Source organism: Rhizobium leguminosarum (genome assembly GCF_002953715.1).
Lineage (GTDB): Bacteria > Pseudomonadota > Alphaproteobacteria > Rhizobiales > Rhizobiaceae > Rhizobium > Rhizobium leguminosarum_V.
On the sequence record NZ_CP025015.1, the window covers coordinates 195,229 to 209,859 of the forward strand.

The 14,631-nt window shown below is 54.6% G+C and carries 12 protein-coding genes and 1 pseudogene; 6 read left to right on the forward strand and 7 right to left on the reverse strand.

The genetic code is table 11. The annotated features are described in order from the left end of the window. Positions 1-100: 100 nt before the first annotated feature. The 6 genes from CUJ84_RS33230 to CUJ84_RS33255 form a co-directional block, all read right to left on the reverse strand. Positions 101-1,762, reverse strand: coding sequence for a hypothetical protein (locus CUJ84_RS33230; protein WP_105009796.1), 1,662 nt, complete (start codon positions 1,760-1,762; stop codon positions 101-103). Between the two features lie 39 nt (positions 1,763-1,801). Further along, positions 1,802-3,415, reverse strand: a complete 1,614-nt coding sequence (locus CUJ84_RS33235; protein WP_105009797.1) for a hypothetical protein — start codon at positions 3,413-3,415, stop codon at positions 1,802-1,804. 556 nt (positions 3,416-3,971) lie between these two features. Beyond that, positions 3,972-4,892, reverse strand: coding sequence for a hypothetical protein (locus CUJ84_RS33240; RefSeq protein ID WP_105009798.1), 921 nt, complete (start codon positions 4,890-4,892; stop codon positions 3,972-3,974). A gap of 40 nt (positions 4,893-4,932) precedes the next feature. Continuing rightward, positions 4,933-5,862: a hypothetical protein gene (locus CUJ84_RS33245; protein ID WP_105009799.1), complete on the reverse strand. Its 930-nt coding sequence runs from the start codon at positions 5,860-5,862 to the stop codon at positions 4,933-4,935. Positions 5,863-5,981: 119 nt separating this feature from the next. Next, on the reverse strand, positions 5,982-6,683 hold the full coding sequence (locus tag CUJ84_RS33250) for a hypothetical protein (protein WP_105009800.1): 702 nt from the start codon (positions 6,681-6,683) through the stop codon (positions 5,982-5,984). Positions 6,684-6,720: 37 nt separating this feature from the next. Beyond that, positions 6,721-7,614 carry an SGNH/GDSL hydrolase family protein gene (locus CUJ84_RS33255; RefSeq protein ID WP_245457655.1) on the reverse strand — a complete coding sequence of 298 codons (894 nt, stop codon included), beginning with the start codon at positions 7,612-7,614 and terminating at the stop codon, positions 6,721-6,723. 205 nt (positions 7,615-7,819) lie between these two features. Between CUJ84_RS33255 and CUJ84_RS33260 the strand changes: the two genes are divergently transcribed. Continuing rightward, positions 7,820-9,721 carry a matrixin family metalloprotease gene (locus tag CUJ84_RS33260; RefSeq protein ID WP_348632691.1) on the forward strand — a complete coding sequence of 634 codons (1,902 nt, stop codon included), beginning with the start codon at positions 7,820-7,822 and terminating at the stop codon, positions 9,719-9,721. 31 nt (positions 9,722-9,752) lie between these two features. Further along, positions 9,753-10,961: a M12 family metallo-peptidase gene (locus tag CUJ84_RS33265; protein ID WP_105009802.1), complete on the forward strand. Its 1,209-nt coding sequence runs from the start codon at positions 9,753-9,755 to the stop codon at positions 10,959-10,961. Positions 10,962-11,057: 96 nt separating this feature from the next. On the opposite strand, the pseudogene CUJ84_RS39045 reads toward CUJ84_RS33265, so the two are convergent. Then, positions 11,058-11,180: pseudogene (locus tag CUJ84_RS39045) on the reverse strand (DUF1684 domain-containing protein); the annotation flags it as partial. A gap of 686 nt (positions 11,181-11,866) precedes the next feature. Here CUJ84_RS39045 and tnpA point away from each other — a divergent pair. The 4 genes from tnpA to CUJ84_RS39330 all read left to right on the forward strand — a co-directional run bounded on the left by tnpA (position 11,867) and on the right by CUJ84_RS39330 (position 14,534). Continuing rightward, positions 11,867-12,247 (forward strand): IS66-like element accessory protein TnpA, encoded by a 381-nt coding sequence (gene tnpA, locus CUJ84_RS33275; RefSeq protein WP_105009803.1) that lies wholly within the window; start codon positions 11,867-11,869, stop codon positions 12,245-12,247. Then, entirely contained in the window at positions 12,244-12,591 is a 348-nt protein-coding gene (gene tnpB / locus CUJ84_RS33280) for an IS66 family insertion sequence element accessory protein TnpB (RefSeq protein WP_105009804.1), read from the forward strand. The genes tnpA and tnpB overlap by 4 nt, the downstream gene beginning before the upstream one ends. A gap of 72 nt (positions 12,592-12,663) precedes the next feature. After that, positions 12,664-14,229, forward strand: coding sequence for an IS66 family transposase (gene tnpC, locus CUJ84_RS33285; RefSeq protein WP_105010013.1), 1,566 nt, complete (start codon positions 12,664-12,666; stop codon positions 14,227-14,229). After that, positions 14,229-14,534, forward strand: coding sequence for a hypothetical protein (locus tag CUJ84_RS39330; RefSeq protein WP_105009805.1), 306 nt, complete (start codon positions 14,229-14,231; stop codon positions 14,532-14,534). Before tnpC ends, CUJ84_RS39330 begins: the two co-directional genes overlap by 1 nt. Positions 14,535-14,631: the final 97 nt, after the last annotated feature.

A 14,631-nucleotide genomic window follows, 5' to 3' on the forward strand; every position in this document is an offset into this window, starting at 1 on the left:
TATCGTGATGCCCAATTTAGTAAGCTAAGATCTAAAGCGCCTATCATCTGCTTGTATAGTTTTAGGCGAAGTCTAATTAGCAGGCGGCCCCACCTGTCGACTACGTGCCCGCGGCGCGCATCCATCTGTCGATAATGTCTCTTTCGTAAGCGAGCAGCGGGATTTCGATCACCGACCCGCAGAGCTCAATCTTCTCAGGGCGCCAAGACCACTTTGCTTCGGCGAAAATCTCATCACAGATCTCGTTGACCATAGTCGTCAGATTGGCAGCGATACCAGTCTTCCGTTCTCTCAGGCGTGCAATCGCCAAGCGCATTAGGGGTAGGGTGATGGGCGTGATCTCTTTCTGTGTCCAGACATTCAGCAAACCAAAACACGCCCTCCCTAAAATTGCATAATGCAGGGTCGGATTGTCAAATCGCAAGCCTGTAACCTCCTGAAGAACGCGAAGCTTTTCTTCGTGGGGCCGGGCAATGAAGCTCGACAACTGCTTCATCCCCTCGCCGATCCGCCCTCCCAAGCGTTCGGTTGCGCGCACACCCTGCGGAGGCATAGGGGCTTTAGCTTCGCAGATGATGATGTGTTGCGTAACCGGGTCGATGACGAGCATGTCGAACTCGCCACCCTTGAATTTTCTGTTTTTGAAGACGCGTAGCTCTGGGGAGCCTTGAAGCGTCACCTCGAAAGCGGAGATCAGCGTAGGCTCAAGGTCATGTGAAACGAGTTCATCAAAGCGGGAAGGCTGATTTCGCATGAAGCCTTGGATCGCATTCCGTTCGTGACAAAACACCATCATCGTGTCGACGGAGGCAAACCGGGCGGAACCCATCTTGTAAAACGGCGGTGTATAACCTTCTCCGCCAATCCGTTGCCTGGCCGGGCGTTCGGCGTGGTACGTGAAGGCATCGAGGAAACGCCCGATGACCTCAGCGCCCTGTCCAGAGATCTGTTCGAGCATCTGAGACCATACTTGCTCTTCCCACACGATGGTGGCCCAGCTCATGCTCCGATCGAAGAGCTGACCGCCGTCTTTTTCGAGGGCCAGACCGTAATACATGGTCGCAACCTCGCCCGCGACCGACGCCAACCCGAATAAGCTTGCCTGCAACTTTTTGTAGGTGGCACGATTAGAGCCCAAGACCTCTCCAAGGCCTACATCCGTAATGAGCGCCTGTTCCACGAGATCTTTTGCGAACCGTTGCGCGCGCTCTGTCGCTATTGGCACCAACTGTTCGGGATCGATGTCAGCACCCGATTCAACGAATGCAAAAAGCCGATCATCGAAATCGAATGCTTTTCCGAGCAAAAAATTGATCGCCAGCTCGCTGACGATAATGTCTTTGGCTTCAGCTTCTTCGATCGCTTCGTTTGGGTAGGTAAGGGAGAAACCCGATGCGGATCGCGTAACAATATATTGACCCCGGTGAACCGCCGGTACAAACTCGCAAAAATGGCTATATTTCAAAAGTATTTTGAACTGATCTCTCTTTGGGTCTGCTTCATTGAAGGTTGCCATCATTTCCGGAACGGAGGCCGGCTGTAGGTCCCAGTCTCGACCAGCCAGCCAAGGCAGCAAGTAGCTCACTCGATATGATATCGTCTCGCCAGCGACCCGCTTGGTTTGATCGCCTCCGGACATATGAATCATCGAGAAGATAAACTGATGCAACTGATGCAACAATGTCGGAGCCGAAAGCTTCGCAATCGGCAAGGCCTCAACAATTGCATCGACCTCTTTCTCAAATGCTACGAAATCTTCCAACAGCTCGTCTCCTGCATTGCCGAGATCGGCGTAAGCCTATCAATCGGGAAATTCTGCTCGGGGGTGGGCAACCCTCGCTGCAACGAGAAAATCTGGGACATCATTGAGAAGGATATAATCAATGCCACCCAGTAGGTGTGCCAGTCTTGCTCCATAATCATGCGCATTGTCGCGGCCGCCGCCCGTGACGATAGAGCGGATGAGGAACTTCCGAGCTTCCTCGTCCCCAGGCTGGACGAGATACCTGATGTCCCTCAAGACGCATTCGACCATATATATTGCAAAGGTATCGCCGACACGGTGGGATTGGAGGACATGGTAGAGGCACGTGCCAAGGCTGCGCGCCGCATTCGCCGGAATGCCTGCCGATCCTTGGTGAAGGCTTCCCGGAAAACTACGATGACCCGATCCCTCTGGCGCCTTTCGAGTAAACTGAATCCAGTGTCCCAAGGTGTTGATACATTCATAGATCAGATGAGCATTCCAAGTCGGGAATTCATCACCCTGATCGATCTCAGGACCGGTGGCATCGTAGATTTCGACCAGCTCGTCCACGAAGTGGTCCAGGTAGGCCAGCCACATGTGATCCTTGATGTCCTGACTGAATGCCGAACGGATCATCAAGTCGAAATAGGCGATGGCAAAAGCAACCGGATCTCGCCACCTTCGTTGGTCGAAACCATCGCTCTTTCCGTTGAGCTTTGCTCGAACGACGGCGTCATCACCCCTAATATAATCGATCACGAAATCGCCGATGGGCTTCCAGGCCGCAAGGGTTTCGGCCACGCTTGCGTCTAAGAAATACGCTCGCAAGATGAAATTGTGGCCGACCACGAGATTGTCGCCGAGACCTTCATATTTGGCGTTCCGCTCAACTTCTTCATACAGGCGGCTTCCTGGCGACGAAGCCAAGCTAGCCAAAAGTCGATTGGAGAAGTCGAAACGCTGATGGGCATCGAGCGTCAGAAGCACCCCCGTCACACTGGGGCGCTGAAGAGCAGCGTAGTCCATGAATTGCCGGCTCAGGTAGAGGGAATTCAAGATGCGCTCGGCGTGCTCTTGCGCATGTGCTCCCCCCGGAACGCCCCGCGCCAATAATCGAAATGGCGTTAGCCACCTTCGCTTCTTGTCCGCACGTATGGGATCACTTAACCATTTCTCCAGATCGGGGATACGCTTGCCGGCGAGCCAGTCCTTCAACTTTTGATTCCAGAGCTTGCGATTTTGGGCACGCTCCAAGAAGCGCACGTGCGGAAGGACGAAGTCAACCGCCTCGCCGTAGCGTTGCTGGTGGAACAGCTGCTCGACGAGATCGGCCATTGCTCGGATTGATCGCTGGCTCGGTGGGAGGCATATCGACACCAAGCAGGCGAGTAGCATCCAGACCAAAACAACGAGAAACGCAGCCATCGCTGGTGTAAAGGCGGCGCCGGGCTGGATTACGAGCCCGTCGCAGACAATCCGAAAAGCCGGCAGGCAAGGTAGGGAGACAAACTGGAAAAACTCGAAGTAGAGGGCGAGCACCAATGCCGCGGCCGCCAAGATGGCTTGCGGAACAAGCTGCAAACGGATCCGCAACCTGGCAACCGGCGGAATAATCGCGAAGACGGCAGCAGCTAGTCCAAGGAAGGTCAGGAATCCGTCGAGGGTCATTTGAGGGTGCTACCGAAAGAATCATGTTTTCGAAAATATTGAAATACCAGCAAGTATTACTTGTGTATCTCGTTCTTAGCGCCAAAAACAGCCAGTCCGCTCACGGCCCCAAATCAGCTATTCCCTGCAGACAAAGCCGATATCCGTTACAATTTCAGAGAGATAGCTCTTATATCAAAAGGTCCGACGGTTCGAACCCTATCAAGAGCACATATCGGCGATACCCGCGGATCCCGCTCCACAATGCGACTTCAGGATCTTGAGTTGGACGAGGTCGTCGAGCCGCGCACCACAAGTTCTGGAGTGGGGAGGGGTTGCGGTACCCACAACGCTCAGATTGATAGGTGTCGTTCCAAAAAGCCGAGGCCGCACATTTGGAGCCTTTCCAGCTGCCAGTTTCCGGACGACCTTTAAGATAACGCGGTCGGTAAGCTCACTCGCTACCCAACTTTCACGCACTTACGCCTCAACCGCTGGACACGGAGGCTTGAATGTCGTCGAATACTAACGGGCTAGTGCCCCCGGGCTGGAATTAATCGTTGCCTACATTCCGGTTTCACTTGCTCCAATCGGAAACGCATTGCTCGATTGCAGCGCTAGTAGGGTGAACGTCGACACTTTCCTTCGACCCGGCAAAGGCCTTTTTGATGGCGTCGACCCGATCTTGTGATGTTCGTTTGCTTCCTCCGCGACAGGCGTGCGCCACATATTGGTCTAACATACAGTCGACGAGTTTGCCCTCGTCCGCAGCCCCGCGGCATTCCGCCTTCCAAGTGGCTGGTTTGCATGCGCGGTTAGACAACAGGTTGTTCGCTAGGACGGCCATTGCCGTGTTCCCATACTCCGTTTTCAGGCCTAAGTCGGAAAACCGGGCCAACCGGGCCTCGTACTCAAGTCGAGCATAGTCCATTTGAGCTCTTCGAAAATCCGGTGTTGTAATCGCACCACTAAAGGCCTCACGAAACTTAGTTCCACACATTAGCGTTGCGTTCTTGTTTGCCGTGCAAACCCAATCTGGATCAAGGCAGCCGTCTTTCATCTGCGGCTCCAGAAAGCCGAAATGTTCATCGAAACCCGATTTGGAACGCTCTTGATATGCTCGCAACACTCCCGGTAGGTTCGATGACGTCCAGTCCAAGATCCCGAACGTCATCCCATCCAAGCCGAAGTACCCACCAAAGCTTTTACTTCTGCACTGGAAGGTGACTGCTTCCAGAAACTTGCCAAATCCGCCCGCGCCTTGACATTGGGCAATCTCATTGCAGATGGGGTCGAGATGTTGACTCGAAGTCACCGGTCCGCATGGTGTGGTCCAAACTCGCCGACCGTTGCTGTTCGGGTTGTGTAAAAGCTTGCCCTCGGGCGCCGTACTTCGACATTGTGGGGCACTCTTGCAGAGTTGTGCATAGGCATCGGTCGCAGCCGCGGTGAAGGCCGTCCCGAGGATAAGTATCAATCTAAACAACACGGTTCGCATTGCATTGGCCTCCTGATCGGTACCCCGCTTGTCGGTTATCTTAGCGCAAAGTCGCCACCGCCGTCGCAGTCCCGATGGCTGCTGCAGTGAAGCCTAGAAAACCGACCACTTCACTCGAATTTGCGACCTGGTAAGATTTCAGCATTCCATCGGTAAATTCGAGGGTCGTCGATTTGGATGCGAACGCCCCTGGTTTGAACTTGATGAAAGCCAATTTGGCCATATCCGGCGACGCGACTGTAAAACTTGGAATCTTTGGCGTAATCTGACCCGAACTGACCGACACCTTGATCGAAACGCTATAAAGTCTTGCAGGGCGCAGACAAATTGCTTCTCGGCAAAGGGCTCTCACTGAGCTCAAGCTCGCAGATGGCAAAGTGTCCCTGGTCAATCCGCTGTCGACTGCGGTGACGGTCGCCTTAACATCAATCTTGCAATCCGCGACTTTCGATATCTCGGTTATCTTCACCTTTTGTAAGCCGCCCAAAGGGATTTCCGCGCGAACTTTCGTCCCGGTACAGACCTCTGCTCTGTCCGATTTTGGTGTAAGGGCCGCCCTCAGCTCTCCGACCTGAGCAAGAACCGCTGACAAAGCGTTCAGAGCTTCGGTTCGCTGTGGCGTGAAAGTCGAGGAGACTTTCGATAACAGCATCGAGGAGGGATCGACCTCAACTGTCGCATTTTCGCTACTAAGGCCAATATGGCGGTGTGCCAAAACCAACGGACCCGCATTTTGGTCTGCAACCAGGTGCGCTTTAAAGTCGGAGGCGTATTCGACTGACTTTTTGCTCTCATCCCAACTGACATCTAGGATGATAACACCTCTTGGCAGGTAATATGGCAGTGGAACGTCGACTGCTCCTTCACTAGAGGCAGCGATGTTGCCGGGCACCGTTTCGATCAGATTACCTCCGCAGCTCACACAGAAGATGCATGCGATTACCGCCATCGCTCTCGAAATCGTTCCCATCGAATCCAATTCGCCTCTATCATATGAAAGCCTGGACCGAACAATCCACGCCACACTGTCCCTTCCGTGGTAGTGGTTCACTTGCGCCGCGGCGAAGCTGCTAACGGTTAGCTGATCGCCTACGTGTAATTCGGAATCGGGTAAAAATGGACTTTCAACCCCTTGCGATCCCGATATCGCTCGACCCACGTCTTGAGGGTAAAGTTTTGCTTCCAAATCGCTGCTGAGCTCGAGTTTGAATAGATCAAGCGTTTATCATCGCCAGTCACTGGCCCCATGATGCCGACGTGCCCGATGTTGCGTCCTTCGGTCGGCGAGATGATGATCCCGCCGGCGGGGACGTCAGCTTCTTTTAAGTTCGAGCCAAAACAGCGTTTGAGTTCCGGATCGAACACAGCAGTGCCGTCGGTCCTCGTGATCCAGCGTCCGAGCGCCTGCTTTGCGATATGGCGAACCGCCCAAACGCAGGCAAGATTTCCACCATCGGGTCCGTCAGCCGACGAAAATCCCCTCTCGAAAGCGTTCACCGCCTCGTTGAAAACAGCATCAATATCTCCCTGATCACTTATTCTGCATACGAGGTTCGGGCTGTCTGCCAAGGTATCTAGGCTCGGGCCAATGGACACGGCGTTATCAGATTTCTCGAGCTGTAGGCCTTTATCCGTGATCCGAAACAAAAGTTGGCCGGCATCGCTTTCGCTCTTCTCGGTAACAACAAGATATCGTTGCCCGCCCGACGTTACCTCCTGCGTCGAAACTTGATAGTCATCAGTCGGATCCAAGAAGTCTTTAAGGTCCGGATAATCATCTATCGCTGCCATCGTATGCCTCCTCTTGAAGTCGTGTTTTTGGACGCGTCTAAGTGTCTGCCGAACTGGTGAGAGCGCTGTAGAATTTCTTCGCCATTTTACCAAAGCCGAGGACGCCGGGGTGCAGCTCATTAGCCCAGTCCTCAGGCTTTAGAGTCCCTTGTGTTTCGATGAGGGTGAACCGGTTCTCTGGGTCGTTAGCCAATTTTGCCAGCATATTTCTGAATTCGGTCAGAGCCGTTTTGACAATCTTGGTACCTTGAGCGACAGACCAATTGTTGAAATCTAGCGACGGCTTTAGCCACGGACCAGCGCAAGACGGGTGCTCCCCATTGGGAACGGGAAAGTCATACGCATGACCGTAGACCTGAACTCCTGGAGCGTGCCGATCGCGGAGCGCAAACATCGCAAGATAGCAAGCCTCGACTAACCCAAGTGCTTTCTCAAATCTATAAGCGTTCAAACCAGGGCTGTGTCCGTCATTGAAATCGAGGAATACGCAGAATTGATCACCCGCGATATCGTTGCCGCCTGCTGAAAACAATATTCCGTCTGGCTTCCCGCCTATCCAGTTATCTTTGTTCCGCAGAGCCGTGATCATGCGCTCTTGCTTTGGAAGCGACATCTCATCTATGGCTGCGTCCCCATGGTGCGCGAGGTTCAGTACTGTAGGCGGATTTGATCCGAACCGACGCAATTGCGCAATGATGTCCGTATCTTGAAATGGAAAGCCGTTACCGGTCAGCGGGTAGTCGAACCACGAGTCTCCCTGCGCGAGGTAGACACGTTTGCGAATGGTGTCCGCCTCTACGACGGCTGCTGCATCTTGTGCAGCTTTCATCCTCGCGACGTTTGCCATATGGATTTGCGTACGCAGCTGGATATCGCGGTTGATGCGACTTTCCAAATCCTGTCTCGCGTTGAGGTCTTCGATGTCACTCACTTGCCGGCGCCCCGTATATCGCAAGCCTGCCAATTCTTGTTGAACGACAGACGTTGTTTTATTTCTTTTCAGATTTTAAGTACACGTCTTAATCGGCTGCCCCACCGGACAGGCGTCAAACTATAAATCGAATCTTTATCATGTTGTACGCCGCATTCCCTCCGACATACACTCATAGCTTTACATTACGGAGCCGTTTTTGCAAGTGAAAACGTTTAGATTGTATTTGACTTCATTCGGTGCGATAAATATCTCGCGGATTTTGTGGGGCTCGATCGTTATGAAACCGTGCGCTTCCAAGTTGGCGAACTTCATCATTACAGTGGCGCTCCCAACCTTCCTATGGTTAAGTTTACCTGTAACAGCATCCGCGTCAGCAATGTGTAACGCATTCCAGGGGTTGGCCACCTACAAGCCTGAGCTAACGATCGTTTACAACACCGTTCTTAGACAACCTTCGAATTCAGCTTCAGCGTTGGTCGACTTCGAAGGAGGTGGCGAAATCCACCTTACCCTGACCCGCTACACCAAGCAGTTCCGCGCGGACGTTACTCTTCGCGTCCTTCTGTACGATGACGAAGCTAACCCGATTTTCGTCTGTGAAAAGAAGTTTGGCGCTCTGGGAGCTGACTTCCCCTCAGCGGGGGTGGTTCTCGATGTCCAGGGTGATCATAAGATGCGGTTCGAGGTTTATGATGCTGGAAATGGTGGTGCAACCGGTGATCCACCTTACCTCGTAGAAATGCGGATCGAAGGAAAATCCAAGCAATCGAAACCCGTTGCCGCACCCGTCGTAATACCCTCCTCTTCGCCTGGCGGATGCGAGGTGGTAAATGGACCCAAACGTGACCAGGCGACGCTCGAACAAGTAAGAAGCGAGAGACTGACCACGCTCCGTGAAGGACATGTGTTCGTGGGCTACACTTTCGGCGGACGGAACCTGTACCTCCGGCTACACTCGCCTCTTCCACCTGGCGCGTTTCTCACTGCCCGCTTCTTTTCGAAACCTTATGGCGAGCAGGCTTTCCAAGAGATATGCCGCATCGATCTCTCGACATTGTCGGCGCCGCACGACATAGCTCTCGCCACGTTGACTGAGGAACGGATCTTTAATCCTCTTTGGCGGGTTGAGGTGGTCGTAGAACCGGGCGGAGCCTCTTATGCGAAGGACGTGAGTTTCGATATCTATCGAGAGTTAGATCCAGAGCGCCAGAGCGCGGTCGAGGGAGGTGAGGCACCTGCGGCCTATCTCTGCGTCAAGCCGTTAGGGCGCGGTATTGTGATTAAATCAGCTAGCGACGGGTTTGCATCCGTTCCGGTTCTCTCAATAGAAATCGATCATAATGCTTCGACGCTAGCGCCTGGCGCAGCCGAACGCGTCAGGCAAATGCTTTTGACCGCCATGGCTGTTTGGCGTCGCGCCTGTACAACATGTGTTCTAGAGCATCTCCTATTTGTGGTGATTGATGGCCAGCTTTACTCCATAGGCGATGCGGCGGCTGCTTTGGTGCAGACAGCACCAGTAATGACGGGGCCGCCACGCTTGGGTGATCCGGTGCTGCCAACCTTAAACTCGTACCAGGCTGGGACCCGAACTCCGATAGAGGTCTACGAACCTCTTCCGCCAAATGACCCCATCATCCAAAGGCTTTGTGCGATGGACGCTTCCCAGCTATCGCCGATCTCGCTCAAAGTTCGAGAATACTTAGAGTGTCCGCGCCACTCCCCGCCAGCTGCTCTTAAGCTAATACTTACCCCCTTGAACAAGGACACAACTTGCGGATCGAATCCTGAGATAGTTGCATGCGAGCCGGATCGCCTCCACGTCGAGCTCAGCGGGAAGAACTACACGTTCCGAGGAACTAGTGGCGAGCCTCTCTTTGGTACCGGCAAGAGAAGCGCCGATATGCAGACGGTTCTTTTACACGAAATAGGTCACTGGATCGGGCTTGGCCACACCGCCGTCGGTGAAGGTGTAATGTCTGGCTCGCTCCAATATGCCCGCTGCGTCGACAATGAGGCAATCGGTAGTTTAGCTAGAATTGCGAGCGGGCAAGCTAAACCGGCCGACCAAAAGTTCGCTCTGAAGTACTTTGCGAACCCATAGCAAACGCTTTCTCATCTAGGAGGGATAATCGATGAAACGGATATCATACGTTCTCACTCTTTTGGTCACCCTTGGCTATAGCCCTTTGGCTCTAGCGCAAGACAAGCCCTTCATTACATCACTCGACACAGCGGATCTGACACCCGCCCAGAGCAAGGCGCTGAACGATATCCGCCAACTGCCGACAACACAGGAAAGCACGATCGTTCGGGCAGACGCTGCTGCCCTGATGCAAAACGCGCAGGTCGAGATCCCTTTACCTGGCAGGGGCGCCGTAACCGTAGCGACATCGGATCGCTCAGTGCTCAGCGATAGAGGGTTTGTTCTCGCAGGACGGACTGAATCCAACGACTCGGTCGCCGTTGGGGACGGTTCTGTGGGACTTTCAACTTTCTCAGTAAACGGCGATTCGGTCACCGGGTCGATTCAAACGGAAACTGGCCTTTTTCGCATCCGGCCCCTCGGAGGCGGCGCACATGTCCTATTCAAGGTCGGAACCTTTCCCAGTGAGCACCCCTCGAACGAACCTTTGAATGGTGGCGGCGATCGCCAAGATCTTCCACCACTGAAGCTTAAGAGCATGCAAGACCGCGGATTGACCGAAGTCACTGTTTTGGTGGCGTTTACGCCGGCTGTGGCTAACTTGGTGCCCGATATTCAAGGTCTGGTCGATCTTGCTTTTGTGGAAACCAATACCTCTTATGCTAATTCGGGCGTGTATATCAAAGTGGTTCCCGCGACCCCTAAACCGGTTTCGACTAATTACCAGGAGTCGGGCTCGTTTGACGCAGATCTAGCTGCCCTCAAGAACAAGAACGACGGCAAAATGGACGAGTTACAGACGCTCAGAAACCAGATCAGGGCAGACGTGGTTGTGCTCCTGATCAACAACGGTTCTTCATGTGGGCTCGCGTCAGATATTCTTGGTAACAAGGAAAGTGCTTTCGCAGTTGTCTACTATGACTGCGCGACGGGTAACTATTCATTTGGACATGAGATTGGCCACATTCAAGGCGCTCGGCACAACCCGGAAGTTGACCCCACCCCAAGCCCTTTTGCTTACGGACACGGCTTCATGGACGCCACTCGCAATCGCCGCAGCGTGATGTCCTATGACTGCCCAAATCATTGCACGCGCTTGCCTCAATGGGCACGACCCGACGAATGGGGCAATTCTGACGTGAGCAACGATGCTCGTGTCCTGAACGAAACCAGAGATATGATCGCGGGCTTCAGATGAGGACATGGTCGATTTCTCACCAACCGGTCGCGACCGGCCGGACCGATGATCACACACTCTATGACGGCATCCGCTCTCCGGCTCTCACCGCGTTTTTCAGTCGATTGCCAGAAGAGCCAACGGGCAGACATAACGCGATGAGTAGGCGCACGAGGGAAAATAGGAAAAGTTGAAATCGAGTGTGAGTACACCATCTGACCGAACAACCCCAAGAACCGCACCCTTTACCGTGTCGAGGAGGTATCGGCCGCCGCCGTATGCCTCGACACCAGAAGTAGCGCCTGCAGGAACACGCCCCCACTGTACCCCTCAATCCAATAGAGGGTCAATTCGCCGCCTAATTGGTCCACGAGCCCATTAGTGCGAGCGAAAGCATGCATTGACAGGTCTCCGTCCGCTCCTGTGGCGGTTGTCATCCGTCCTGCGGCTACCGATGAGAGTTCTACAGTCAGGCGCATCGAAGGGTCATATGCGAACGTTGTCGGCCCATAATATCCTGGCCGATCCGCCTCTTCGATGGGTGATTGCGAATGAGAGCGAAACAGCGGGGCGCGTGTGTCACTCCAACGCTGTCACGCGGTTGCAACTTCCCCGCTGGACCGTATCTCGTAGCAAAGGTTGGCGATCCTCTCACGCCATTCCCACAGCTGTTCAGTTTAGCTCAAATCACATCCGTCCTTGTCTTTCGGCTAACGGTGAACTTCCCGGCTAGTTGCACGGTGTCTCGTCACCAACGCCTGGCCACGGCCGGCGCGGTATCGTAATTGCATCCAGTCTGCGCGTGACGCCGGACGGATTGCTGCTGACCGGTATATCGTGAGCGTCCGGTGAGCGGATTTTGGTTGGGCGCGAGATTGGCTCAAGTTACGACACAGAAGATTCATTTGTGACGTAACAGGGTATGAATGGCCAAGGTTGAGATCCTGACGGGTGCCGAGCGACAACGGCGATGGTCGACGGAACTGAAGCTTTCGATATTGCAAGAAGCGTTCAGCGCGGATGGCACCGTTTCGGATGTCGCGCGCCGGCATGACGTTCTTCCGCAGCAGATTTACGCCTGGCGAAAGAAGCTCTTGCCACCCGAATCTCCCCAGGCCGCATCGTTCATCCCGGTATCGCTTATCGGAGCGTCGGAGAGCGTGAGTGACGGTTCCAAGAGGAGCAGTGCTCGGTCGAGATGGAAAGACGTTGAAATCGTCCTAAGGAACGGCCGCTTACTGAGAATCGCAGCGGACATGGATCTCGAAGTGCTATCGTCACTGGTCGCTTGTGTGGAGGCGGCATGATCGGGCCTTCGGGGAATGTGCAGGTTTATCTGGCCTGCGGGGTGACTGATATGCGGCGCGGCATTGATGGTCTGTCAGCGTTGGTCGAGGCAGTCATAAAGGAAGCGCCGGGTTCTGGCGCGATCTTCGGATTCCGCGGAAAACGCGCTGATCGGATCAAACTTTTATGGTGGGATGGCCAGGGGTTTTGCCTGTTTTACAAAATTTTGGAACGCGGATACTTTCCCTGGCCGACGGCGAAAGATGGGGTTGCGCATCTGACGCAAGCTCAGTTGTCGATGCTTGTTGAGGGGATCGACTGGCGCCGACCTGCGTGGACTTCTGCTCCCGGACGAACGGGTTAAAAGCTATATTTTGCAAAGACATCCGGGGCATAATGCTGGCACTTCCGGCGCAAATCGGCTATGTACGCGGGTATGGAAACAACGCCGCTGGACAGTCAGGCCGAGCTATCTGCTTTGCGCGCGCTCGTCGCTGAACAGACGGCGAAACTTGAGGAGCAAGAAGCAGAAGTCACCAAGCGCGACTCCATTATCGGTCTTCTGCGCGCGCAGTTGGATTTGCTCCGACATCGGCAGCACGGTCCTTCTTCGGAAAAGATCGACCGGAAGATCGAGCAATTTGAACTGATGCTGGAGGAGATCGAGGCTTCCCGCGCCGAGGCTGAGGTGCGTTCTGGAAAAAACCCCTTACCGGAGTTGGACGACGCACCGGGTAAGCCCAAACGCAGACCGCTGCCGGATGGCCTTCCAACAGAAGAGCTGGTTTATGCGGCGCCCTGCAGTTGTCCGAGCTGTGGTGGCACGTCCTTCCTGAAGGCGGCTGACAAGGTCGTCCAAGTGATGGAGCATATACCGGCATCCGTAAAGATTGTCCGGCACGTCGAAAAGCGCATGATCTGCAGGGACTGCGACACAACGGTGTCTGGCGAAATGCCGACCTTGCCGATCGAGCGAGGCAAGCCCGGACCGGGGTTGCTCGCCCATATCATGGTCGCCAAATTCGACGATCACATTCCGCTCTATCGTCTATCCGAGATGTACGACCGGCTGGGGATAGACATCTCCCGGTCGGTGATGGCGGACTGGGTTGGCCGGGTGTCCGTTCTGCTTGCGCCGCTCATCTTGCTAATCAGAGCCCATGTCGCCGCGGTCGACCGAATACATACGGACGATACCCCAGTCGATGTCCTCGACCCTGGGCGAGGGAAGACAAAAACCGGGCGGGTCTGGGTCTATGTCTTCGATGGCAGCGGCTATCAAGATCCCACGCCCAGAGCCATAGCCTACTACTATAGCCCCGACCGCAAGGGCGCGCATCCAGCCGACCACCTCGCTGCCTTCAGCGGCGTGATGCACGCGGACGGCTATGGTGGCTATAAGAAGCTTTACGGCAACCAGATCATCGAGGCCGCCTGCATGGCGCATGTACGCCGCAAGTTCCACGATGTGATTAAGCTGAAGCCATCTCCGATCGCTGACGAAGCGCTGTCGCGCATCGGTGCGCTCTACGATATCGAGGATCGTATCCGCGGCATGTCGGCTGAGGAGCGGCGTACACTGCGCCAGCAACACGCCAGGCCCCTTCTGGCGGACCTCAAGAGCTGGATAGAAGAGACGCTTTCGACCCTGCCACAGAAGCAGAAGCTGGCGGAAGCGATGCGATATGCCCTCTCGCGATGGGCAGCGTTGAGCGTTTACATCGACGATGGCCGTGTTGAAATCGATAACAACATAGCTGAACGAGCCATGCGTCCGCTTGGAATGGGAAGAAAAAATTGGCTCTTCGCCGGGTCAGACAAGGGCGGTGAGCGCATCGCCAACATCCTGACCATCGTCGAGACTGCCAAACTCCATGGCCACAATCCGGAGGTCTATCTCACAGACGTCCTGACCCGGATCCAGAGCCATCCCAAGGATCGGCTCCACGAATTGCTGCCGTGGCAGTGGGTGCCGGCGAAAGACCGATACGAGGCTGCGTGATGGCACGCTCGAGGTTCATCTACACGCTCAAAGAAGTCGCCGTCATGATCGGCGAGAACCTTGAACTACTCGAGGAAGTCACCGCCAACTCGGACAATATCGCCGAAGGCGAATTGGTATATGTCCGCGATGGCAGTGAAGATGGCACAAAAGGCCTGACCGAAAATGGAATTGACGACCTTCGAGATCTCCTGGCCGACATACGGACGTGGGATGGTGGAATCCGCCAGTTCCTCGTCGATGAACAATGCGATCCCGAGATAATCGAGCGCGTCATAGCAGATGAGCTAAGGCGCAAGTCCTAAACCGCGCCTCGTAGACGCAAGAAATGCATTCGCCGGACGCTCACGGTATATCGTGGGATCGACGGACATAGACGCGAGCACCGTCGTCCGCAACGCA

Coding starts and splice junctions, on each gene's coding strand:
- CUJ84_RS33235 (WP_105009797.1), bottom strand. CDS start 3,415: ATGACCCTCGACGGATTCCTGACCTTCCTTGGACTAGCTGCTGCCGTC.
- CUJ84_RS33240 (WP_105009798.1), bottom strand. CDS start 4,892: ATGCGAACCGTGTTGTTTAGATTGATACTTATCCTCGGGACGGCCTTC.
- CUJ84_RS33245 (WP_105009799.1), bottom strand. CDS start 5,862: ATGGGAACGATTTCGAGAGCGATGGCGGTAATCGCATGCATCTTCTGT.
- CUJ84_RS33250 (WP_105009800.1), bottom strand. CDS start 6,683: ATGGCAGCGATAGATGATTATCCGGACCTTAAAGACTTCTTGGATCCG.
- CUJ84_RS33265 (WP_105009802.1), top strand. CDS start 9,753: ATGAAACGGATATCATACGTTCTCACTCTTTTGGTCACCCTTGGCTAT.
- tnpA (WP_105009803.1), top strand. CDS start 11,867: ATGGCCAAGGTTGAGATCCTGACGGGTGCCGAGCGACAACGGCGATGG.
- tnpB (WP_105009804.1), top strand. CDS start 12,244: ATGATCGGGCCTTCGGGGAATGTGCAGGTTTATCTGGCCTGCGGGGTG.
- tnpC (WP_105010013.1), top strand. CDS start 12,664: ATGGAAACAACGCCGCTGGACAGTCAGGCCGAGCTATCTGCTTTGCGC.
- CUJ84_RS39330 (WP_105009805.1), top strand. CDS start 14,229: ATGGCACGCTCGAGGTTCATCTACACGCTCAAAGAAGTCGCCGTCATG.